Annotated in this window: 25 protein-coding genes; 15 read left to right on the plus strand and 10 right to left on the minus strand. The window is 59.1% G+C overall.

What is annotated here, in order from left to right:
- Nucleotides 1-15 precede the first annotated feature (15 nt).
- From lptB to AACY08_RS05390, 5 genes are read right to left on the minus strand one after another with little or no spacing between them, the layout of a single operon-like run.
- Nucleotides 16-741 (minus strand): LPS export ABC transporter ATP-binding protein, encoded by a 726-nt coding sequence (gene lptB, locus AACY08_RS05370; RefSeq protein ID WP_004372092.1) that lies wholly within the window; start codon nucleotides 739-741, stop codon nucleotides 16-18.
- Entirely contained in the window at nucleotides 741-1,274 is a 534-nt protein-coding gene (gene lptA / locus AACY08_RS05375) for a lipopolysaccharide transport periplasmic protein LptA (protein WP_339468478.1), read from the minus strand. The genes lptB and lptA overlap by 1 nt, the downstream gene beginning before the upstream one ends.
- Entirely contained in the window at nucleotides 1,261-1,833 is a 573-nt protein-coding gene (gene lptC / locus AACY08_RS05380; RefSeq protein WP_339417514.1) for an LPS export ABC transporter periplasmic protein LptC, read from the minus strand. The genes lptA and lptC overlap by 14 nt, the downstream gene beginning before the upstream one ends.
- 8 nt (nucleotides 1,834-1,841) lie before the next feature.
- Nucleotides 1,842-2,366: a KdsC family phosphatase gene (locus AACY08_RS05385; protein ID WP_339417516.1), complete on the minus strand. Its 525-nt coding sequence runs from the start codon at nucleotides 2,364-2,366 to the stop codon at nucleotides 1,842-1,844.
- The gene (locus tag AACY08_RS05390) at nucleotides 2,367-3,341 is read right to left on the minus strand and encodes a KpsF/GutQ family sugar-phosphate isomerase (protein WP_339417518.1); all 975 of its coding nucleotides are present in this window, start codon (nucleotides 3,339-3,341) and stop codon (nucleotides 2,367-2,369) included. It lies immediately after the preceding gene.
- Nucleotides 3,342-3,639: 298 nt separating this feature from the next.
- Between AACY08_RS05390 and AACY08_RS05395 the strand changes: the two genes are divergently transcribed.
- The 10 genes from AACY08_RS05395 (at nucleotide 3,640) to hisC (ending at nucleotide 11,870) form a co-directional block, all read left to right on the plus strand.
- The gene (locus tag AACY08_RS05395) at nucleotides 3,640-4,449 is read left to right on the plus strand and encodes an ATP-binding cassette domain-containing protein (RefSeq protein ID WP_339417520.1); all 810 of its coding nucleotides are present in this window, start codon (nucleotides 3,640-3,642) and stop codon (nucleotides 4,447-4,449) included.
- Nucleotides 4,449-5,246 (plus strand): lipid asymmetry maintenance ABC transporter permease subunit MlaE, encoded by a 798-nt coding sequence (mlaE, locus tag AACY08_RS05400; RefSeq protein ID WP_339468480.1) that lies wholly within the window; start codon nucleotides 4,449-4,451, stop codon nucleotides 5,244-5,246. The genes AACY08_RS05395 and mlaE overlap by 1 nt, the downstream gene beginning before the upstream one ends.
- A complete protein-coding gene (gene mlaD, locus AACY08_RS05405; RefSeq protein ID WP_339468482.1) occupies nucleotides 5,246-5,713 on the plus strand; it encodes an outer membrane lipid asymmetry maintenance protein MlaD in 468 nt (155 codons plus the stop codon). Before mlaE ends, mlaD begins: the two co-directional genes overlap by 1 nt.
- An 11-nt stretch (nucleotides 5,714-5,724) precedes the next feature.
- On the plus strand, nucleotides 5,725-6,372 hold the full coding sequence (locus tag AACY08_RS05410; RefSeq protein WP_339468483.1) for an MlaC/ttg2D family ABC transporter substrate-binding protein: 648 nt from the start codon (nucleotides 5,725-5,727) through the stop codon (nucleotides 6,370-6,372).
- Nucleotides 6,369-6,674: an STAS domain-containing protein gene (locus AACY08_RS05415; RefSeq protein WP_339468484.1), complete on the plus strand. Its 306-nt coding sequence runs from the start codon at nucleotides 6,369-6,371 to the stop codon at nucleotides 6,672-6,674. The genes AACY08_RS05410 and AACY08_RS05415 overlap by 4 nt, the downstream gene beginning before the upstream one ends.
- 114 nt (nucleotides 6,675-6,788) lie before the next feature.
- On the plus strand, nucleotides 6,789-7,028 hold the full coding sequence (locus AACY08_RS05420) for a BolA family protein (protein WP_049709972.1): 240 nt from the start codon (nucleotides 6,789-6,791) through the stop codon (nucleotides 7,026-7,028).
- A 23-nt stretch (nucleotides 7,029-7,051) separates the two neighbouring features.
- A complete protein-coding gene (gene murA, locus AACY08_RS05425) occupies nucleotides 7,052-8,317 on the plus strand; it encodes a UDP-N-acetylglucosamine 1-carboxyvinyltransferase (RefSeq protein WP_339417528.1) in 1,266 nt (421 codons plus the stop codon).
- Nucleotides 8,318-8,482: 165 nt separating this feature from the next.
- On the plus strand, nucleotides 8,483-9,118 hold the full coding sequence (gene hisG / locus AACY08_RS05430) for an ATP phosphoribosyltransferase (RefSeq protein ID WP_049709970.1): 636 nt from the start codon (nucleotides 8,483-8,485) through the stop codon (nucleotides 9,116-9,118).
- A gap of 376 nt (nucleotides 9,119-9,494) precedes the next feature.
- Complete coding sequence (hisD, locus tag AACY08_RS05435; RefSeq protein ID WP_339468486.1) at nucleotides 9,495-10,814, plus strand: histidinol dehydrogenase; 1,320 nt, start codon at nucleotides 9,495-9,497, stop codon at nucleotides 10,812-10,814.
- A 3-nt stretch (nucleotides 10,815-10,817) separates the two neighbouring features.
- Nucleotides 10,818-11,870 carry a histidinol-phosphate transaminase gene (gene hisC, locus AACY08_RS05440; protein WP_339468487.1) on the plus strand — a complete coding sequence of 351 codons (1,053 nt, stop codon included), beginning with the start codon at nucleotides 10,818-10,820 and terminating at the stop codon, nucleotides 11,868-11,870.
- A gap of 65 nt (nucleotides 11,871-11,935) precedes the next feature.
- Here hisC and AACY08_RS05445 read toward each other — a convergent pair whose 3' ends face one another.
- Together AACY08_RS05445 and upp are read right to left on the minus strand one after the other, a co-directional pair.
- Nucleotides 11,936-13,210: a uracil-xanthine permease family protein gene (locus AACY08_RS05445; protein WP_339417532.1), complete on the minus strand. Its 1,275-nt coding sequence runs from the start codon at nucleotides 13,208-13,210 to the stop codon at nucleotides 11,936-11,938.
- 2 nt (nucleotides 13,211-13,212) lie between these two features.
- Nucleotides 13,213-13,851 carry a uracil phosphoribosyltransferase gene (gene upp / locus AACY08_RS05450; protein ID WP_339468488.1) on the minus strand — a complete coding sequence of 213 codons (639 nt, stop codon included), beginning with the start codon at nucleotides 13,849-13,851 and terminating at the stop codon, nucleotides 13,213-13,215.
- Between the two features lie 163 nt (nucleotides 13,852-14,014).
- Between upp and AACY08_RS05455 the strand changes: the two genes are divergently transcribed.
- The 4 genes from AACY08_RS05455 to AACY08_RS05470 all read left to right on the plus strand — a co-directional run bounded on the left by AACY08_RS05455 (nucleotide 14,015) and on the right by AACY08_RS05470 (nucleotide 15,982).
- On the plus strand, nucleotides 14,015-14,572 hold the full coding sequence (locus AACY08_RS05455; protein WP_339417533.1) for a hypoxanthine-guanine phosphoribosyltransferase: 558 nt from the start codon (nucleotides 14,015-14,017) through the stop codon (nucleotides 14,570-14,572).
- Nucleotides 14,573-14,575: 3 nt separating this feature from the next.
- Nucleotides 14,576-15,043, plus strand: coding sequence for a WbuC family cupin fold metalloprotein (locus AACY08_RS05460; RefSeq protein WP_339468489.1), 468 nt, complete (start codon nucleotides 14,576-14,578; stop codon nucleotides 15,041-15,043).
- Between the two features lie 35 nt (nucleotides 15,044-15,078).
- Nucleotides 15,079-15,564 carry a hypothetical protein gene (locus AACY08_RS05465; RefSeq protein WP_339417538.1) on the plus strand — a complete coding sequence of 162 codons (486 nt, stop codon included), beginning with the start codon at nucleotides 15,079-15,081 and terminating at the stop codon, nucleotides 15,562-15,564.
- Nucleotides 15,565-15,694: 130 nt separating this feature from the next.
- Complete coding sequence (locus AACY08_RS05470; protein WP_339468490.1) at nucleotides 15,695-15,982, plus strand: PA4642 family protein; 288 nt, start codon at nucleotides 15,695-15,697, stop codon at nucleotides 15,980-15,982.
- Between the two features lie 68 nt (nucleotides 15,983-16,050).
- Here the strand turns inward: AACY08_RS05470 and mqo are convergent, their stop codons facing one another.
- Entirely contained in the window at nucleotides 16,051-17,559 is a 1,509-nt protein-coding gene (gene mqo / locus AACY08_RS05475) for a malate dehydrogenase (quinone) (protein ID WP_339468491.1), read from the minus strand.
- A 726-nt stretch (nucleotides 17,560-18,285) separates the two neighbouring features.
- Nucleotides 18,286-18,519, minus strand: coding sequence for a hypothetical protein (locus AACY08_RS05480; RefSeq protein WP_339468492.1), 234 nt, complete (start codon nucleotides 18,517-18,519; stop codon nucleotides 18,286-18,288).
- A 194-nt stretch (nucleotides 18,520-18,713) separates the two neighbouring features.
- On the opposite strand from AACY08_RS05480, the gene AACY08_RS05485 reads away from it, so the two are divergent.
- Nucleotides 18,714-19,301 carry a YajG family lipoprotein gene (locus tag AACY08_RS05485; RefSeq protein WP_065875075.1) on the plus strand — a complete coding sequence of 196 codons (588 nt, stop codon included), beginning with the start codon at nucleotides 18,714-18,716 and terminating at the stop codon, nucleotides 19,299-19,301.
- A gap of 54 nt (nucleotides 19,302-19,355) precedes the next feature.
- Here AACY08_RS05485 and AACY08_RS05490 read toward each other — a convergent pair whose 3' ends face one another.
- Complete coding sequence (locus tag AACY08_RS05490) at nucleotides 19,356-19,565, minus strand: hypothetical protein (RefSeq protein WP_049709958.1); 210 nt, start codon at nucleotides 19,563-19,565, stop codon at nucleotides 19,356-19,358.
- Nucleotides 19,566-19,584: the final 19 nt, after the last annotated feature.

Raw genomic sequence — 19,584 nt, forward strand, 5'->3', positions numbered from 1 at the left:
GTGGCACCACGGTGTTTACAGGCGGAACTCGTGACCCAGGTACACTTCCTTGACCAGTTCATTGGCCAGGATGGTGGCGGAGTCGCCCTCAGCGATCAGTTGGCCATCGTTGACGATATACGCGGTTTCGCAGATATCGAGCGTCTCACGGACGTTGTGGTCAGTGATCAGCACGCCAATGCCCTTAGCCTTGAGGTGGTGGATGATCTGCTTGATGTCGCCGACCGATATCGGGTCGACGCCGGCAAACGGTTCGTCCAAGAGGATGAATTTCGGTGCAGTGGCCAGGGCGCGAGCGATTTCTACGCGGCGGCGCTCACCACCGGACAGGCTCATGCCGAGGTTATCGCGGATATGGTTGATGTGGAATTCCTGCAGCAGGCTTTCCAGCTCCTGGCGACGACCGTCACGGTCGAGTTCCTTGCGGGTCTCGAGGATGGCCATGATGTTATCGGCGACCGACAATTTGCGGAAGATCGACGCTTCTTGCGGAAGATAGCCGATACCGGCGCGTGCGCGGCCGTGCATTGGTTGGTGGCTCACGTCCAGGTCGTCGATCAGTACGCGACCCTGGTCCGCCTGGACCAGGCCTACGATCATATAGAAGCACGTGGTCTTGCCGGCGCCGTTGGGGCCGAGCAAGCCGACGATCTGGCCGCTGTCGATCGACAGGCTGACGTCGCGCACGACCTGACGGCTTTTATAGGCCTTGGCCAGATGCTGGGCTTTGAGGGTTGCCATTACTCGGCCTTCTTCTTCGGCTGGATAACCATGTCGATGCGTGGACGAGGCGCGGTGACCTTGTTGCCATTGGCACGACCGGCGTTAGCGATCTGTTTCACGGTGTCATAGGTGATTTTCTCACCTTCCGTGGAGTTGCCATCGGGGCTGAGCACCTTGGCCTGGTCGATCAGTACAATGCGGTTCTGCTGGGCATGGTACTGGATGGTCTTGCCGTAGCCCTTCATCGGGGCGGTGTCGGTGGCCGACTGCTTCTGTTCGAAGTAAGCCAGGTTGCCCACCGAAGTGACCACGTCGATATCGCCCGCTTGGGTACGAGTCAGCGTCACCGTGTTGCCGGTGATCTTCATCGAGCCTTGGGTGATGATCACGCCGCCGGTATAGGTTGCAACGCCTTGCTTGTCATCCAGCTGCGCATCGTCAGCCGAAATGTGGATCGGTTGCTGGCTATCGTTCGGCAGAGCCCAGGCGCTCACGCTTCCCAGTGCTGCGCCCAAACCGAGCAAAATAGGGAGAGTTTTAACGAGCCTCATACTGTCCTCTTACGTTCGATAGCAGGTGTATCCTGCTTTCTTTCAAATACGCTTTCATTCCCTTGCCAGTCGTTACACCGCCAGCGCCGTCGATTCTAACGTCTTGCTCGGTCTGCGCATATTGCTTCTGCGGGAATACGGTCATGCGACTGGTGGTAATCACGGTCTCACGTTTTTTATCGTCAGTGCGCGCAACGCGCACCGAGTCGATCAGTTCCACCTCGGTACCGTCCGGGTTGACCTCGCCACGCTTGCTGGTGACGTGCCATGGGAACTCGGTACCGCGGTAAATGTTCATGTCCGGGTTGGTCAGCAAGGTAACTTCGCTGGCTTTCACGTGCTCGACCTTGTCCGAGGTCATCTCGTACTGCACCTTGCCGTCGGGCAGGAACTGCACGCTTTTGGCATTGGTGGCGTAATAGTCGATAACCCCCTCGTCAACCTGCGCAGCAGGCTGGTCGAGAAAGCGCTCCGGGCTGATATTCCAGTAGCCCACCGCCAGGAACAGTGCGGCGATGACTGCGAATAGCAGGAAGTTGCGAATCTTTTTACTCAGCATAAAACGCTCTATAAGTAGGCGGCATGGGCCGCTTCAAGGCTGCCTTGGGCACGCAGGATCAGCTCGCAGAACTCGCGGGCGGCACCTTCACCGCCACGTGCAGTGGTGATGCCATGGGCGTTCTCGCGAACAAAGCCTGCCGCATTGGCAACGGCCATGCCCAGGCCCACTCGGCGAATCACCGGCAGGTCTGGCAGGTCATCGCCCAAGTAGGCCACCTGCTCATAGCTTAGGTTGAGTTGGCCAAGAAGCTCGTCCAGAACCACCAGTTTATCCTCGCGGCCCTGATACAGGTGAGGAATCCCGAGGTTTTGTGCACGGCGTTCCACAACTGGGGTTTTCCTGCCGCTGATAATCGCCGTTTGCACACCCGACGCCATCAGCATCTTGATGCCCTGGCCGTCTAGGGTGTTGAACGTCTTGAATTCGCTGCCGTCTTCAAGGAAGTACAGGCGGCCATCGGTCAGCACGCCGTCAACGTCGAAAATCGCCAGTTTGATGTGTTTGCCGCGTTGCAACAGGTCGTCGGTCATTTACATCACTCCCGCACGCAGCAAGTCGTGCATGTTCAGGGCGCCAATCGGGCGGTCGTCGCTATTGACCACCACCAGCGCGCCGATCTTATGGTCTTCCATGATCTTCAAGGCTTCGGCTGCCAGCATTTCAGGGCGGGCGGTCTTGCCGTGGGGTGTCATCACCGCATCGATGGTGGCGGTGTGGATGTCGATGGTGCGGTCCAGGGTGCGGCGCAAGTCGCCGTCGGTAAAGACCCCGGCCAGGCGCCCGTCGGCTTCGAGGATAACGGTCATACCCAGGCCCTTGCGGGTCATTTCCATCAGCGCGTCCTTCAGCAAAGTGCCGCGCTGGACGTGGGGCAGTTCGTCGCCCGAGTGCATGACGTTTTCCACTTTCAATAGCAGGCGGCGGCCCAAGGCACCACCTGGGTGAGAAAATGCGAAGTCTTCGGCGGTAAACCCGCGGGCTTCCAGCAGTGCCACGGCCAGGGCATCGCCCATGACCAGCGCGGCGGTGGTGGAAGAGGTTGGTGCCAGGTTCAGCGGGCAGGCCTCGTGGGCCACGTGAACGTTTAGGTTCACTTCGGCGGCCTTGGCCAGCGTTGATTCCGGGTTGCCGGTAACACTGATCATCTGGATGCCCAGGCGCTTGATCAGGGGCAAAAGAGTCACGATTTCATTGGTGGTGCCGGAGTTGGACAGCGCCAGGATGATGTCATCCTTGGTGATCATGCCCATGTCGCCATGACTGGCTTCGGCCGGGTGTACGAAAAACGCAGTGGTCCCGGTGCTGGCCAGGGTGGCGGCGATCTTGTTGCCGACGTGGCCTGACTTGCCCATGCCGACCACGACGACGCGGCCCTTGCTGGCCAGAATCATCTCGCAAGCGCGTACGAAATCTGCGTCGATATGGGCCAGTAAGCCTTCTACGGCTTCAAGCTCGAGGCGGATGGTGCGTTGTGCGGATTGGATAAGGTCGCTGGATTGGCTCATGTCTGGAATCGTATAGCCTGACGAAAAGTCGGCGATTATAACGGTAATGATCAATTCCCTCACGCAAGTTCGTCAGGGTTTGTTCGCGACGCGCTTGAGATTCATCTGAAGCAACGTTTTTTCCCTGTCCTTAATCTGAACAAGCGCTGTTCCGGCCTTGGGCGCCTCGTACCAGCAGTGATATAGTTCGCCGCCAGTTCGGTCCGCCCAGCCCATATGGTCAACTATTGCACAATCATTGCAAACGTTTGTCGCAAGCATGGTGTCTGAGTGAGAGGCTGCATCCCAAGGAGTTTAGATGAGTGCCGATAACGCCTACGCGGTCGAGCTGAAGGGACTGACCTTCAAGCGCGGGACGCGCAGCATCTTCAATAACATCGATATCCGCATTCCGCGCGGCAAGGTCACGGGCATCATGGGGCCTTCCGGTTGTGGCAAGACCACCCTGTTGCGCCTGATGGGCATGCAATTGCGGCCCAGTGCCGGTGAAGTGTGGGTCAACGGCCAGAACCTGCCGACATTGTCGCGCAGCGATCTGTTCGACGCACGCAAGCACATGGGCGTTTTGTTCCAGAGCGGTGCATTGTTCACCGACCTCGATGTTTTCGAGAATGTGGCCTTTCCTCTGCGGGTGCACACCCAGCTGTCCGACGAAATGATTCGTGACATCGTGTTGCTGAAACTGCAGGCCGTAGGCCTTCGCGGTGCCACCGACCTGATGCCCGACGAACTGTCCGGTGGCATGAAGCGTCGGGTCGCCCTGGCGCGCGCCATTGCCCTCGACCCGCAGATACTCATGTACGACGAACCTTTCGTCGGCCAGGACCCTATCGCAATGGGCGTGCTGGTGCGTCTGATCCGCCTGCTCAACGATGCGCTGGGTATCACCAGTATCGTGGTTTCCCACGATCTTGCAGAAACCGCGAGCATTGCCGATTACCTCTATGTAGTAGGCGATGGCCAGGTGCTGGGGCAGGGCACGCCTGAAGAACTGATGAATGCAGACAATCCGCGTATTCGCCAATTCATGACCGGCGACCCTGATGGCCCTGTGCCTTTTCACTTTCCGGCAACGGATTACCGCTCAGATCTTCTGGGGAAGCGTTGATGCGCAAGACATCTTTACTCGAGAAGGTGCGCCTTTTCGGTCGCTCCGGCATCGATATGATCGAAGTGCTGGGGCGTTCGACAATCTTCCTGTTCCACGCCTTGCTCGGCCGTGGTGGCATTGGCGGCGGTTTTGGCCTGTTGATCAAGCAACTGCATTCAGTCGGCGTGATGTCGCTGGTGATCATCGTGGTTTCCGGGGTTTTCATCGGCATGGTGTTGGCGTTGCAGGGGTTCAATATCCTTTCCGGCTACGGTTCGGAGCAGGCCGTTGGGCAGATGGTCGCGCTGACGCTCTTGCGCGAGCTGGGGCCGGTGGTCACTGCCTTGCTGTTTGCGGGCCGCGCGGGTTCTGCGTTGACCGCCGAAATCGGCAACATGAAGTCCACCGAGCAATTGTCCAGCCTCGAAATGATCGGCGTGGACCCGCTCAAGTACATCGTTGCGCCGCGCCTTTGGGCCGGCTTCATTTCACTGCCTCTGCTGGCGATGATTTTCAGCGTGGTGGGTATCTGGGGCGGTTCGTGGGTCGCGGTTGACTGGTTGGGCGTCTATGACGGCTCCTACTGGGGCAACATGCAAAACAGCGTCACCTTCAGCGGTGACGTGCTCAACGGCATCATAAAGAGCATCGTCTTCGCTTTTGTAGTGACCTGGATCGCCGTATTCCAAGGCTACGACTGTGAGCCCACTTCAGAAGGGATCAGTCGCGCCACCACCAAGACCGTTGTGTACGCCTCACTGGCTGTACTGGGCCTTGACTTCATTTTGACCGCCTTGATGTTTGGAGACTTCTGATGCAAAACCGCACTGTGGAAATCGGTGTCGGCCTTTTCTTGCTGGCTGGCATCCTGGCTTTATTGTTGTTGGCCCTGCGAGTCAGCGGCCTTTCGGCCAGCCCCACCGCCGATACTTATAAACTTTACGCGTACTTCGACAATATCGCCGGTTTGACTGTCAGAGCTAAAGTGACCATGGCCGGTGTGACCATCGGCAAGGTCACGGCAATCGATCTGGACCGCGACAGCTTCACCGGGCGAGTGACCATGCAACTGGATAAGAAGGTAGATAACCTGCCAACTGACTCCACTGCATCTATCCTCACTGCGGGTTTGCTGGGCGAGAAATACATCGGTGTCAGCGTGGGCGGGGACTCAGCTCTGCTCAAGGATGGTTCGACAATCCACGACACACAGTCGTCGCTGGTGCTTGAAGACCTGATCGGTAAATTCCTGCTTAATACGGTCAATAAAGACGCTAAATGAGGAATCTGTACATGATCTCTACCTTGCGACGTGGCCTCCTGGTACTGCTTGCAGCGCTGCCGTTGATGGCCAACGCAGCAGGTTCTGCGCACGAATTGGTGCAGGACACAACCAACAAGATGTTGGCTGACCTGTCGGCCAACAAAGAAAAGTACAAACAAGATCCAAGTCAGTTCTACAGCGCGCTCAATACTATTGTCGGTCCTGTTGTGGATGCCGAAGGCATTTCCCGCAGCATCATGACGGTCAAGTACTCGCGCAAGGCTACCCCGGCGCAGATGCAGACCTTTCAGGAAAACTTCAAGAAAGGCCTGTTCCAGTTCTACGGTAACGCGCTGCTTGAGTACAACAACCAGGGTATTACCGTCGCTCCAGCCGGGGATGAATCAGGTGATCGCACCAGCGTGAACATGAGCGTCAAGGGCAACAATGGCGCTGTCTACCCTGTGCAGTACACGCTGGAGAAGGTCAACGGCGAGTGGAAGCTGCGTAACGTGATCATCAATGGCATCAACATCGGCAAGCTATTCCGTGATCAGTTCTCTGATGCCATGCAGCGCAATGGCAATGACCTGGACAAAACCATCAATGGTTGGGCCGGTGAAGTGGCCAAGGCCAAGGAAGAAACCGATAAAGCTGCCGGGAAGCCCGCACAATGACCGAGTCGGCTGTTCGTCTCGGCGACGCCGGCGAGCTCTTCATCAGCGGCGTGCTGGATTACCGCACCGGGCCTGACCTGCGCAAGCAGGGCCTGGCACTGATCAACACCAGTGCTGCGCCTGCACTGGTGCTGGATTGTTCGGGTGTGACCAAGTCCAGCAGCGTTGGTTTGTCGCTGCTGCTGTGCTTTATGCGTGACGCCGAGGCGGTGAATAAGCCGGTCAGCATCCGTGCGATGCCCGAAGACATGCGTGAAATTGCCGAAGTTTCCGAGCTGACCGAGCTGTTGGCGCATCCTTAATACACATCATTAGAGAAGCCCCCCGTCAGAGTCCTGCTATGCGGGGTTCGCAGGCGCGGGGCTTTTTTGTATGATGTGCGACCCGCGCGCACTGGGCGCCGATAGAGGTTGATCATGCAGGCCCTAGAAGTTAAAAGCTTCCTTGAAGGAAAGCTGCCCGAAACGAGTGTTGAAGTCGAAGGCGAAGGCTGCAACTTCCAGCTGAATGTGATTAGCGATGAACTGGCGGCACTTAGCCCGGTCAAGCGTCAGCAGCAGATCTATGCCCATTTGAACCCGTGGATCACCGATGGCAGCATCCATGCGGTCACTATGAAATTTTTCAGCCGCGCGGCCTGGGCCGAGCGCACCTGAGCCCCCAAGGCGTCGAGATTCTTATGGATAAATTGATTATTACCGGCGGTGCCCGTCTTGATGGCGAGATCCGCATCTCCGGTGCAAAAAACTCCGCCTTGCCGATCCTGGCAGCGACCCTGCTGTGCGATGGCCCGGTCACCGTGGCCAACCTGCCACACCTGCACGACATCACCACGATGATCGAACTGTTCGGTCGCATGGGCATCGAGCCGGTGATCGACGAGAAGCTGTCCGTCGAAATCGACCCACGCACCATCAAGACCCTGATCGCCCCGTACGAGTTGGTGAAAACCATGCGTGCGTCGATCCTGGTGCTCGGCCCGATGGTTGCCCGTTTCGGCGAAGCTGAAGTGGCATTGCCTGGTGGTTGCGCCATTGGTTCGCGTCCGGTCGACCTGCACATTCGTGGCCTCGAAGCCATGGGCGCGACCATCGACGTCGAAGGCGGCTACATTAAGGCCAAGGCGCCTGAAGGCGGCCTGCGTGGCGCCAGCTTCTTCTTTGATACCGTCAGTGTGACCGGTACCGAGAACATCATGATGGCCGCAGCCCTGGCCAAAGGCCGTAGCGTGCTGCAAAACGCCGCCCGTGAGCCTGAAGTCGTCGACCTGGCGAACTTCCTGAACGCTATGGGTGCCAAGGTCTCCGGCGCCGGCACTGATACCATCACCATTGACGGTGTTGAGCGCCTGCACACGACCACCTACAAGGTCATGCCAGACCGCATCGAAACCGGTACCTACCTGGTTGCCGCTGCCGTTACCGGTGGCCGCGTCAAGGTCAAGGACACCGATCCGACCATCCTGGAAGCGGTCCTGGAAAAACTGCGCGAAGCTGGCGCAGAAATCACCACCGGTGAAGACTGGATCGAGTTGAACATGCACGGCAAGCGTCCTAAGGCCGTCAACGTACGTACCGCTCCGTACCCGGCGTTCCCGACCGACATGCAAGCGCAGTTCATCTCCTTGAACGCCATTGCTGAAGGCACCGGTGCCGTGATCGAGACCATCTTCGAAAACCGCTTCATGCACGTGTATGAACTGCACCGCATGGGCGCGAAGATCCAGGTTGAAGGCAACACCGCCATCGTTACCGGTACCGAGAAACTCAAGGGCGCGCCAGTCATGGCGACTGACCTACGGGCTTCGGCGAGCCTGGTGATCTCGGCGCTGATCGCTGAAGGCGATACTCTGATCGACCGCATCTACCACATAGATCGTGGCTACGAGTGCATCGAAGAAAAACTGCAGATGCTCGGCGCTAAAATCCGCCGCGTACCGGGCTAGTTCCGGGCTTGTAGTGAGCGGGCTTGGCCCGCTCACTACAAGATGGTTGCCGTTGAATAGGCGGTATGCTGAATTTGTTTCAAATCGAGGCTGTAATGGCCTCGATCTGTGTCTGGCGCCGTTTGTGCCCGGACAGCAATAGCCAGATGAAGGACTGACGCTTCCATGTTGACCATCGCACTGTCCAAGGGCCGTATCCTTGACGACACGTTGCCGCTTCTGGCTGAAGCGGGCATCGTGCCGACCGAAAATCCGGATAAGAGCCGCAAGCTGATCATTCCCACGACCCAGGACGATGTTCGCCTGTTGATCGTGCGGGCTACCGATGTGCCGACCTATGTTGAACATGGCGCGGCCGACCTGGGTGTCGCCGGTAAAGACGTGCTGATGGAATACGGTGGCCAGGGCCTGTACGAGCCGTTGGACCTGCGTATCGCCCTATGCAAGCTGATGACCGCCGGGCGCGTCGGTGACGTCGAGCCAAAGGGCCGCCTGCGCGTGGCCACTAAGTTCGTCAACGTTGCCAAGCGCTACTACGCCGAACAAGGCCGTCAGGTCGACATCATCAAGCTCTACGGCTCGATGGAGCTGGCGCCGCTGATCGGCCTGGCCGACAAAATCATCGACGTGGTCGACACCGGCAACACCCTGCGTGCCAACGGCCTTGAGCCCCAGGAATTCATTGCCGATATCAGCTCCCGCCTGGTCGTCAACAAAGCGTCGATGAAGATGCAGCACGCCCGTATCCAGGCGTTGATTGATACCCTGCGCAAAGCAGTGGAGTCGCGACACCGCGGTTGACTCACCCGCGTAGCTGAAAGGCTGCGCCCGTCTATCCGCCTCATAGCCAGAATTCTCAGGTGCCCAAGCGGATCGACTGCTGGGAAGGTGCGCTGACGTTCAATAACGAATCGCGCCTTACCCCAAAAGGCAACTTATGTTAGTAGAAGATTCTTTTTCAATAATTAGCGACGCGTAGCAGTCTGCCTTTTAGGTAAGGCCCTGCGGGTTGGCACTGTGGTTGCGCCATGCTGCGTTGCGGGACTTGGTAAGGAAACAACCCTTACCAGCGTCCCGCGCCTTGCCTGGCACAACCACAGTACCAACGCGCTTCGTTAGTGAACGTCAGCGCACCTTCGGGCGCGTGAGTTTTTGCCAATCCAATGAGGCCCTCGCTATGACCACGTCCACTGCAATTGCCCGACTCAACGCTGCCGATCCGGATTTCGCCCATCATCTGGATCATCTGCTGAGCTGGGAAAGCGTGTCCGACGACTCGGTCAACGTGCGGGTGCTCGACATCATCAAGGCTGTTCGCGAGCGCGGCGATGCGGCGTTGGTGGACTTCACCCGCCAGTTTGACGGGCTGGACGTCAAGTCCATGTCCGACCTGATCCTGCCCCGCGAACGCCTGGAGTTGGCGCTGACGCGTATCACCGCGCCACAGCGAGAAGCCCTGGAAGTGGCGGCAACGCGGGTGCGCAGCTATCACGAAAAGCAGAAGCAAGACTCCTGGAGCTACACCGAGGCAGACGGCACTGTACTGGGCCAGAAGGTCACGCCACTGGACCGCGCCGGCCTTTACGTGCCGGGCGGTAAGGCGTCGTACCCATCGTCAGTATTGATGAACGCGATCCCGGCCAAAGTGGCGGGCGTGACCGAAGTGGTCATGGTCGTGCCAACACCGCGCGGTGAAATCAACGAGCTGGTATTGGCCGCCGCCTGCATTGCCGGCGTCGACCGCGTTTTCACCATCGGTGGCGCGCAAGCCGTTGCCGCCCTGGCCTATGGCACCGAAAGCGTGCCGAAGGTTGATAAGGTGGTTGGTCCCGGCAACATCTACGTCGCCACCGCCAAGCGTCACGTGTTTGGCCAGGTCGGTATCGACATGATCGCCGGCCCATCGGAAATCCTCGTGGTATGCGACGGCCAGACCGATCCGGACTGGATCGCCATGGACCTGTTCTCCCAGGCCGAGCACGACGAAGACGCTCAAGCGATCCTGGTCAGCCCGGACGCCGAGTTCCTCGACAACGTTGCCGCGAGTATCAATAAGCTGCTGCCGACCATGGAGCGTGCCGAGATCATCGAGAAATCGATCAATGGCCGTGGCGCGCTGATCCTGGTGCGCGACATGGAGCAAGCCATCGAAGTGGCCAACCGTATCGCGCCGGAGCACTTGGAGTTGTCCGTGGCCGACCCACAAGCCTGGTTGCCATCGATTCGCCACGCCGGCGCGATCTTCATGGGTCGCCACACCAGCGAAGCGCTGGGTGACTATTGCGCAGGCCCGAACCACGTGCTGCCGACCTCCGGCACCGCGCGTTTCTCATCGCCACTGGGCGTGTACGATTTCCAGAAGCGTTCGTCGATCATCTTCTGCTCACCGCAGGGTGCGTCCGAGCTGGGTAAGACCGCCTCGGTGCTGGCTCGTGGTGAATCCCTGAGTGCCCACGCCCGCAGTGCTGAATACCGCATCCTTGAAGAGGGGAACTGAGACATGAGCAAATTCTGGAGTCCCTTCGTCAAGGACCTCGTGCCCTACGTGCCTGGCGAACAACCGAAGCTGACCAAGCTGGTCAAGCTCAACACCAATGAAAACCCCTACGGCCCGTCGCCCAAGGCGTTGGCCGCGATGCAGGCCGAGCTGAACGACAACCTACGCCTGTACCCGGACCCCAACAGCGACCTGCTCAAGCAGGCCGTGGCCAAGTATTACGCGATCGACGCCAGTAAGGTCTTCCTCGGCAACGGTTCCGATGAAGTCCTCGCACACATTTTCAACGGCCTGTTCCAGCACGAACTACCGCTGTTGTTTCCGGATATCAGCTACAGCTTCTACCCGGTTTACTGCGGCCTCTACGGCATCAAGTCCGACCCGATGCCGCTGGACGAACAGTTCCAGATTCGCGTGGCGGATTACGCCAGGCCCAACGGCGGGATCATCTTCCCCAACCCGAACGCGCCGACTGGCTGCGTGCTGGCGCTGGACGCGGTGGAGCAGATCCTCAAGGCTAACCCGGACTCGGTGGTCGTAGTGGATGAAGCCTATATCGACTTCGGCGGCGAAACCGCGATCAGCCTGGTGGATCGCTACCCGAACCTGCTGGTTACCCAGACGCTGTCCAAATCGCGCTCACTGGCCGGTTTGCGCGTGGGCCTGGCCGTGGGCCACCCGGACCTGATCGAGGCGCTGGAGCGGGTCAAGAACAGCTTCAACTCTTATCCGCTGGATCGCCTGGCGATTGTCGGCGCGGCGGCAGCGTTCGAGGACCGTGAGTACTTCGAGAAGACGTGCCAGTTGGTCATCGATAGCCGCGACAAGGTGGTTGCGCAGTTGGAGGCAAAAGGTTTTGAAGTGTTGCCGTCGGCGGCCAACTTTATCTTTGCTCGCCACCCTCAACATGACGCCGCTGGCCTAGCGGCCAAGTTGCGTGAGCAGGGTGTGATCGTGCGGCACTTCAAGCAGGCGCGGATTGCCCAGTTTCTGCGCATCAGCATCGGTACGCCGGAGCAGAATCAGGCGCTGATTGATGGGCTTGGTGAGCTGTAAGCCACACTGAGGGTCAAAAAAATGTGGGAGCGGGCTTGCTCCCACATTTGGTTTTGCGGTGTTAGCTAGAGCAACGGCTCATCCGGCTTCTTGTTCTTCCAGCCATCATTGCCCGGCAGCAGCAGGTTCAAACCAATCGCTACCACCGCACACAGGGCGATACCCTTCAGGCCGAAATCATCCGGGCCGGTGCCCGTGCCGACCAGCACACCGCCAATCCCGAACACCAACGTCACCGACACAATCACCAGGTTGCGCGCTTCGCCCAGGTCGATCTTGTGGCGGATCAGCGTGTTCATCCCCACTGCGGCAATCGAACCGAACAGCAGGCACAGAATCCCGCCCATCACTGGCACCGGAATGCTCTGCAGCAGTGCGCCGAACTTACCGATAAACGCCAGGCTGATGGCAAACACCGCCGCCCAGGTCATGATCTTCGGGTTGTAGTTCTTGGTCAGCATCACCGCGCCTGTCACTTCGGCGTACGTGGTGTTCGGCGGGCCGCCAAACAGGCCCGCGGCCGTGGTGGCAATGCCGTCACCCAGCAGGGTACGGTGCAGGCCCGGCTTTTTCAGGTAGTCACGACCGGTCACGCTGCCGACTGCAATCACACCGCCGATATGCTCGATCGCCGGGGCCAGGGCCACCGGGATGATAAACAGGATCGCCTGCCAGTTGAACTCAGGCGCGGTGAAGTGGGGCAGGGCGAACCAGGGGGCGGCGGCGATCTTTGCTGTGTCGACCACACCAAAATAGAACGCCATGGCAAAACCGACCAACACGCCGGAGATGATCGGCACCAAGCGGAAGATGCCCTTGCCGAACACCGCCACGATCAACGTGGTCAGCAGCGCCGGCATCGAGATCATCATTGCCGTCTGGTAATGAATCAGCTCGGCACCGTCGCCGGATTTCCCCATCGCCATGTTGGCAGCAATCGGCGCCATGGCCAGGCCGATGGAGATAATCACCGGCCCGATCACCACCGGCGGCAGCAGCCGGTCGATGAAACCGGTGCCCTTGATCTTCACCGCGAGCCCGAGGAAGGTATAGACGAAACCGGCCGCCATTACCCCGCCCATGGTCGCCGCGAGGCCGAACTGGCTTTTGGCGAGAATGATCGGAGTAATGAAGGCAAAGCTCGACGCCAGAAAGACCGGCACCTGCCGCCCTGTCACCACCTGGAACAACAACGTGCCCAGGCCTGCGGTGAACAGTGCAACGTTTGGATCAAGACCTGTGATCAGCGGCATCAACACCAGCGCGCCAAATGCCACGAAGAGCATTTGTGCGCCAGACAGGATCTGGCGCCAAAGCGGGTCGTTGAATTCATCCTGCATGCTCAACCGTCCTTCTGCTTGGTACCGAAGATCTTGTCACCGGCATCGCCCAGGCCTGGGATGATGTAGCCGTGTTCATTCAGGCGCTCATCGATGGACGCGGTGTAGATCTCCACGTCCGGGTGGGCCTTCTCAACGGCGGCGATGCCTTCGGGCGCGGCCACCAGCACCATGGCGCGGATGTCCTTGCAACCGGCTTTTTTCAGCAAGTCGATGGTGGCGACCATGGAGCTGCCGGTGGCGAGCATCGGGTCGATGATCATCGCCAGGCGCTCGTTGATTTCCGGCACCAGTTTTTCCAGGTAGGTATGGGCCTGCAAGGTTTCTTCATTGCGGGCCACCCCCACGGCGCTGACCTTGGCGCCCGGGATCAGGCTGAGTACGCCTTCGAGCATGCCGATACCGGCGCGCAGGATCGGCACGACGGTGATTTTCTTGCCGGCGATTTTCTCGACCTGCACGGTACCGGCCCAACCTTCGATGTCGTAGGTTTCCAGGGGTAAATCTTTAGTGGCTTCGTAAGTCAGCAACGCTCCGACTTCCTGAGCAAGCTCACGGAAGTTCTTCGTGCTAATGTCGGCGCGGCGCATAAGGCCGAGCTTGTGTCGGATCAGCGGATGGCGGATCTCGCGAGTGGGCATGGGAATGGCTCCGGCGGCGGGCAAAAAAACCGGCCTAGATTAATCTATCCGAGGGTGTTGTCCTATAGACATCTAGCACGTTAGTCCATTAAGGCTTGCCCGGAGCGCACGAGAAGCGTACCTTCGCCCGCTTTTCTTGCCACAGCACCCCTTGGAGAGCGCCATGTCCGCTGATCTCGAGCATATCCGTCAAATCATGCGCGAGGCTGACTGCCTGTACACTGAAGCGCAAGTCGAAGAGGCGATCGCCAAGGTCGGCGCGCACATCACCCGCGAAATGGCTGACACCAACCCGGTGGTTTTCTGCGTGATGAACGGTGGTCTGATCTTCGCTGGCAAATTGCTCACCCACCTGCAATTCCCGCTTGAAGCGTCCTATCTGCACGCCACCCGCTATCGCAACGAAACCACCGGCGGCGACCTGTTCTGGAAAGCCAAGCCGGAAGTCTCGTTCATCGACCGCGACGTGCTGATCATCGACGACATCCTCGACGAAGGTCACACCCTCGGCGCGATCATTGACTTCTGCAAGCACGCTGGCGCGCGAAAAGTACACACTGCCGTGCTGATCGACAAAGACCACGATCGTAAGGCCCGCCCAGAGCTGAAAGCCGATTTCGTTGGCCTGCCGTGCATCGACCGCTACATCTTCGGTTATGGCATGGACTACAAAGGCTACTGGCGCAACGCCAATGGGATCTACGCCGTCAAAGGGATGTAAGCCATGACCCGCTTTCTTGATCAAACGCTGTTTGCCGAATTGGCTGAGAAAGCGGGCGCCAGCCCCCGTGGCCGGCACCATCACAACCTCCACCAGATGGAAGAGCCGTGCCATCGTCTGGCCGTGGGCCTGCAGCCCAGCACTTATGTGCCGCCGCATCGGCACCTGAGTGCGGACAAGGCGGAAACCTTGCTCGTGCTTCAGGGCCGCCTGGGTCTGCTGGTGTTCAGCGAAACCGGCGAGGTGCTGGCCAAGCGCGTCATGCAGGCGGGGGGCGAATGCGCGGGTGTCGATCTGCCACCCGGTGTGTTTCACGGTTTGGTGGTGCTGGAGCCCGACACGGTGATGTTCGAGTGCAAAGCCGGACCTTATCGCCCGGTAGGCGAGGGTGAGCTGGCCAATTGGGCGCCGCGTGAAGGCGAGGCTGGCGTGGCTGCGTATCAACGTTGGATGCTTGCCCAGTTCGATTGAGCTACAGTGCTGGGCTATCTCGCACGGAGCGGCCCATGAACCTGTTGATACGTACTTGCGCCGCCCTGGCGTTGACCCTCAGTTTGCCGCTGGCCGCCGCGCCTGCGCCGTTGCACAGCCAATTCCTGCCCTCCGACGACCTGACCCTGCGCGCCGAAGCCCCTGACCAGCAGCAATTGCTGCAAGTCACCGAGTACGCGGTCGTGGTGGGCAATCAGCGCCAATCCAGCCAGCAACCGATCCCGGTGACCTCGCCGCTGATGATCCGCCTCAAGGGCAAGTCCCTGAACAAGGGTGCGACTATTAGCCAGGTGGTGCTCAACTTCGATGCCGAAAGCAAAAGCCTGAAAAAGCCGGTCTACGACGACAAGAGCAAGACCCTGACGTTGTCCTACCCGGTGGCCCAGTACCGAGTGATCGTCGACCTGCTGCGCAATGACACGGTCTACGTGCAGTTCCTGAGTTATGCCAATGGGCATATCTGGGCGGATTTGCATACCGGCGCCGTTCGCGCTCGATAGCGAGAACACTGATGTCCAAATGTGGGAGCGAGCAAGCCCGCTCGCACATGGAGTCTGCGCTGCTTCCGAAGCCTGCGTCTCACAGGTAGACTTCAAGCCCCGTGTAAATGTCTGCAGGCTGGAGTCGGTAATGCGTAAAGATAAGAGACAGGTGATTGGTGACGAGATTGGCGACGATCAGATCAAGTTGTTCCTCGACTTCGAGCCGGTTGACGCGACTTCCCCGTCCCTGCATAAACTCATCAAGGCCTACCGTGGCCTGCGTATCGACGACTTTGAGCGCTTCCTGGGTTTCTTCAAGGAAGCCGGTCTGGACCTGGACGGCAAGGATGAGCATGGCCTGACCTTCGTCGACCTGATCAAGGACCAGCGTCACGCAGACGAGTACATCGAGTTGATCAACAACGCTCGCGGTTGATTCTCCAGGCAATAAAAAACGCCCCGTTCTCATACCGAGAGCGGGGCGTTTTTTATTGCCTTAAAGCCTCAAGCGTAGCTCTCGGTCTCGGCAGCAGGCTCAACCAGTTCCAGGCTGATGTTGTTCTGCTCATTGATCTTGCGATACAGCTCGGCATCTGTTTCCAGGACCTTTTCCCGCGCCGGGAAGATCTCGTGCAGCTTGGCCGCCCACTCTCCGGCAGCCTTGGCCGGGAAGCAGCGCTCGATCAGGTCGAGCATGATCGAAACGGTCACCGAAGCACCCGGGGACGCGCCCAGCAGTGCCGCGAGCGAGCCGTCTTTGGCCGCGACCAGTTCGGTGCCGAATTGCAGCACGCCGCCTTTTTTCGGGTCTTTCTTGATGATCTGCACCCGTTGGCCGGCCACTTCCAGGCGCCAGTCTTCGGCTTTGGCTTGCGGGTAGAAGCGGCGCAGGGATTCCAGGCGCTGTTCCATCGACTGCATCACTTCGCTGACCAGGTACTTGGTCAGGTCCATGTTGTCGCGGGCCACGGCGAGCATCGGGCCAATGTTGCCGGCGCGAACCGACAGTGGCAGGTCAAGGAACGAACCGTGCTTGAGGAACTTGGTGGTGAAGCCGGCATAGGGCCCAAACAGCAGGGACTTTTTGCCTTCCACTACGCGAGTGTCCAAGTGCGGCACGGACATTGGCGGCGAACCCACGGCGGCCTGGCTGTAGACCTTGGCCTGGTGGTGCTTGACCACTTCCGGGTTGTCGCAACGCAGCCACTGGCCGCTGACCGGGAAACCGCCAAAGCCTTTGCTTTCTTCGATACCCGAGGCTTGCAGCAGCGGCAGCGCCGCGCCACCGGCGCCGAGGAACACGAACTTGGCGTCCACTTCACGGCTGTTGCCGCTGTTGACGTCCTTGATGCTTACGGTCCAGCCCGCGCCGTTGCGCTTGAGACCGGTCACGCGCTTGCTGTACTTGACCTGGGCGTCTGCCGAGCTGGTCAGGTGGCTGAGCAGTTGGTTGGTCAGCGCGCCGAAGTTGACGTCGGTGCCGTTCATGACACGGGTCGCCGCGATTTTTTCGTCGAGCGGGCGGCCTGGCATCATCAGCGGCATCCACTCGGCCATCTCGCTACGGTCTTCGGTGTAGTGCATGTCCGAAAACGCGTGGTGCTGGCTGAGGGTTTCAAAGCGCTTCTTGAGGAAGGACACGCCTTTTTCGCCCTGTACGAAGCTCAGGTGCGGCACCGGACTGATAAAAGACTTGGACGAGCCAAAGGTGCCCTTTTTGGTCAAGTACGCCCAGAACTGCTTCGACACCTCGAACTGGGTATTGATGTGCACGGCTTTCTTGATGTCGATGGAGCCATCGCCAGCCTGCGGTGTGTAGTTCAGCTCACACAGCCCGGCGTGGCCGGTACCGGCGTTGTTCCACGGGTTGGAACTCTCCGCGGCACCCGAATCCATCAGCTCAACGACTTCCAGCTTGAGGCCGGGGTCGAGCTCTTTGAGCAGTACGGCCAGGGTGGCACTCATGATGCCGGCCCCTACCAGTACTACGTCGACTGTTTCGTTATGCGCCATTTAACGCGTCTCCAAAATCTGCAGCACCAAATTGACGGCATGGCTGCCAGGAGTGACGGGGCGGTTCACGTGTTGCCCCAGGTTACCCATGGCCAGGATCGCCATGTCCGTTTCGCAATTCTTTGCAACTTCAGCACACGCTTCCTACCGGGCTAATCTGCCTATGAACGCATTCATGGGCGCCTGTGGCAATTCGACTTATGGTCAAAGCGTGTGATTCGTGCAATCAATCCGTAGCGGACAGGCTCAAGCTCCGATTTTTAAGGCGTACTCGGTCCTGTGTGGTTGGGCTGTTCCAGACGCTGATGGTGCTTGTACAAACGCCAAACTATTCATTTGCTCGCCACACTCTTGTGAAGTTGTGAAAACCCGTTTTTTCACGCTCTTTTGAAGACGTGAACCTCAAAAAAGGGCTGCCCCAGCCTGGCACCTGGCCCGGAAAACCTTGCCGACATGCGGCAAAACGGGCAAACAACTCAAGTGGCCGAGCGCAATGGCAGCTCTGGCAGATTCGGTAAAGACGGGTGGTTTGCAAAGAAAACAGCAAGCGCGCCAGCTTCACTCGATCTGTGTGGGCGGCTCTCTGTGGGCGATTCTTGGGGTTAACACCGAGGCATTAACGATGCTGCGAGGCCCGATCAGGAGACGTCCTTATAATCGGGGGGAGATTGTAGCGAAGAACGCTGGGGAAATGGGCGTGTTTTATGACTTTTATTAGGCGTTCGGTCAGGCAGCCAACGGCTGATGCCGTGACGACCGCGCTGGGCGTGGGCTGACGCGGGCGCGAGCGGGCAGTGGGTGATGCATCCAGCTCAGGCGAATCTCATCGATTTCCACCCAGCCGTCGCCTACGGGCGGCTCGCAGCACTCTTTGAAGGCCTGGCAACGACCTTGTGCATCGAGCAGGGCGAACTGACGAAGGGCCGGCTTGCGCGTAAACAATGACCAAAGAAACTGCATGACGATTGACCTCCTGAGATTGAGGCCAAGCATGCCTGCGCTGGATGACGAGCCCATGTAACGGGTGTGACATCTCGGTGACAGCGAACCGCGCTCCACACGTGGGGTCACAGGTTGTAACTGATGCTAGTTCCCCGCAGTGGCGCCCCGCTATACTGCCGGCCTGTCGGATCCTGATTTCTGGAGAGAAGCGCATGTTGCAACGCCTGTTGTTCGGTTTGATCACTGTGACCAGTTTGACCCTGGTGGGCTGCGCCAACAGCCCGCAACAACTGACCCCGGAACCGAAACTCACCACGCAGCTGGCCCCGGTGGGCCACGGCCAGGCGGTGTCGGTGCGGGTGGTGGATGGTCGTCCATCGCCTACGCTCGGCTCACGCGGCGGCCTGTACCCGGAAACCGCTCTGATCTCGGTGAACGCTCAAGACGTACTGCCCAAGCTGCAGGCCCAGGCTGAAGCCGCCGTGCGCTTGCTGGGTTTCACCCCGAGCGCCAATGCACCGGGTGCTCCGCAATTGACGATCACCCTGGCTGAATTGAAGTATCAATCGCCTAAGGACGGGCTGTACGTGACCGAAGCTTCCATCGGTGCGACGTTCAAGTCTGACGTCACCGCCGGTACCCGTCGCTACAGCGGTCGCTACGGCGCCTCCCTGAACCAGCGTTTCGGCATGTCGCCGAACCAGGAAACCAATACCAAGTTGGTCAGCGACGTCCTGAGTGACGCCTTGACCCGACTGTTCAAAGACCCAAGCATCGGTTCGTTGCTCAGCGCGCAATAAACGATTGTTAAAAAACCGGGCTCAGTTGAGTCCGGTTTTTTTTCGCCTCCTGTTTCACGCGGCGGTGTCGATGCAGAAGTCCAGCAGGCTCACCCCCGTTAACAGATCGGTCTCCGGAAGGTCCGCATGCTGGTGCCCGCCAAGGGCGCAATACACCAGCCAGTGGCGATCCTGGACGTTGAAAGCCAGGCCGCCGATCAGCGCTTCCTGCTCATCGCTTTGGGCGACCAGATACAGCCGATCCTGGTTTTGCGCGTGCAACATGACAAGCTCCTGAGGCGTC

It is taken from the genome of Pseudomonas sp. EL_65y_Pfl1_R83 (genome assembly GCF_963970695.1).
Taxonomy (GTDB): domain Bacteria; phylum Pseudomonadota; class Gammaproteobacteria; order Pseudomonadales; family Pseudomonadaceae; genus Aquipseudomonas; species Aquipseudomonas tritici.

What these genes read in the sequence shown, in the direction of transcription:
- lptB (WP_004372092.1), bottom strand. Translation starts at nt 741, where the DNA reads ATGGCAACCCTCAAAGCCCAGCATCTGGCCAAGGCCTATAAAAGCCGT.
- lptA (WP_339468478.1), bottom strand. Translation starts at nt 1,274, where the DNA reads ATGAGGCTCGTTAAAACTCTCCCTATTTTGCTCGGTTTGGGCGCAGCA.
- lptC (WP_339417514.1), bottom strand. Translation starts at nt 1,833, where the DNA reads ATGCTGAGTAAAAAGATTCGCAACTTCCTGCTATTCGCAGTCATCGCC.
- AACY08_RS05385 (WP_339417516.1), bottom strand. Translation starts at nt 2,366, where the DNA reads ATGACCGACGACCTGTTGCAACGCGGCAAACACATCAAACTGGCGATT.
- AACY08_RS05390 (WP_339417518.1), bottom strand. Translation starts at nt 3,341, where the DNA reads ATGAGCCAATCCAGCGACCTTATCCAATCCGCACAACGCACCATCCGC.
- AACY08_RS05395 (WP_339417520.1), top strand. Translation starts at nt 3,640, where the DNA reads ATGAGTGCCGATAACGCCTACGCGGTCGAGCTGAAGGGACTGACCTTC.
- mlaE (WP_339468480.1), top strand. Translation starts at nt 4,449, where the DNA reads ATGCGCAAGACATCTTTACTCGAGAAGGTGCGCCTTTTCGGTCGCTCC.
- mlaD (WP_339468482.1), top strand. Translation starts at nt 5,246, where the DNA reads ATGCAAAACCGCACTGTGGAAATCGGTGTCGGCCTTTTCTTGCTGGCT.
- AACY08_RS05410 (WP_339468483.1), top strand. Translation starts at nt 5,725, where the DNA reads ATGATCTCTACCTTGCGACGTGGCCTCCTGGTACTGCTTGCAGCGCTG.
- AACY08_RS05415 (WP_339468484.1), top strand. Translation starts at nt 6,369, where the DNA reads ATGACCGAGTCGGCTGTTCGTCTCGGCGACGCCGGCGAGCTCTTCATC.
- AACY08_RS05420 (WP_049709972.1), top strand. Translation starts at nt 6,789, where the DNA reads ATGCAGGCCCTAGAAGTTAAAAGCTTCCTTGAAGGAAAGCTGCCCGAA.
- murA (WP_339417528.1), top strand. Translation starts at nt 7,052, where the DNA reads ATGGATAAATTGATTATTACCGGCGGTGCCCGTCTTGATGGCGAGATC.
- hisG (WP_049709970.1), top strand. Translation starts at nt 8,483, where the DNA reads ATGTTGACCATCGCACTGTCCAAGGGCCGTATCCTTGACGACACGTTG.
- hisD (WP_339468486.1), top strand. Translation starts at nt 9,495, where the DNA reads ATGACCACGTCCACTGCAATTGCCCGACTCAACGCTGCCGATCCGGAT.
- hisC (WP_339468487.1), top strand. Translation starts at nt 10,818, where the DNA reads ATGAGCAAATTCTGGAGTCCCTTCGTCAAGGACCTCGTGCCCTACGTG.
- AACY08_RS05445 (WP_339417532.1), bottom strand. Translation starts at nt 13,210, where the DNA reads ATGCAGGATGAATTCAACGACCCGCTTTGGCGCCAGATCCTGTCTGGC.
- upp (WP_339468488.1), bottom strand. Translation starts at nt 13,851, where the DNA reads ATGCCCACTCGCGAGATCCGCCATCCGCTGATCCGACACAAGCTCGGC.
- AACY08_RS05455 (WP_339417533.1), top strand. Translation starts at nt 14,015, where the DNA reads ATGTCCGCTGATCTCGAGCATATCCGTCAAATCATGCGCGAGGCTGAC.
- AACY08_RS05460 (WP_339468489.1), top strand. Translation starts at nt 14,576, where the DNA reads ATGACCCGCTTTCTTGATCAAACGCTGTTTGCCGAATTGGCTGAGAAA.
- AACY08_RS05465 (WP_339417538.1), top strand. Translation starts at nt 15,079, where the DNA reads ATGAACCTGTTGATACGTACTTGCGCCGCCCTGGCGTTGACCCTCAGT.
- AACY08_RS05470 (WP_339468490.1), top strand. Translation starts at nt 15,695, where the DNA reads ATGCGTAAAGATAAGAGACAGGTGATTGGTGACGAGATTGGCGACGAT.
- mqo (WP_339468491.1), bottom strand. Translation starts at nt 17,559, where the DNA reads ATGGCGCATAACGAAACAGTCGACGTAGTACTGGTAGGGGCCGGCATC.
- AACY08_RS05480 (WP_339468492.1), bottom strand. Translation starts at nt 18,519, where the DNA reads ATGCAGTTTCTTTGGTCATTGTTTACGCGCAAGCCGGCCCTTCGTCAG.
- AACY08_RS05485 (WP_065875075.1), top strand. Translation starts at nt 18,714, where the DNA reads ATGTTGCAACGCCTGTTGTTCGGTTTGATCACTGTGACCAGTTTGACC.
- AACY08_RS05490 (WP_049709958.1), bottom strand. Translation starts at nt 19,565, where the DNA reads ATGTTGCACGCGCAAAACCAGGATCGGCTGTATCTGGTCGCCCAAAGC.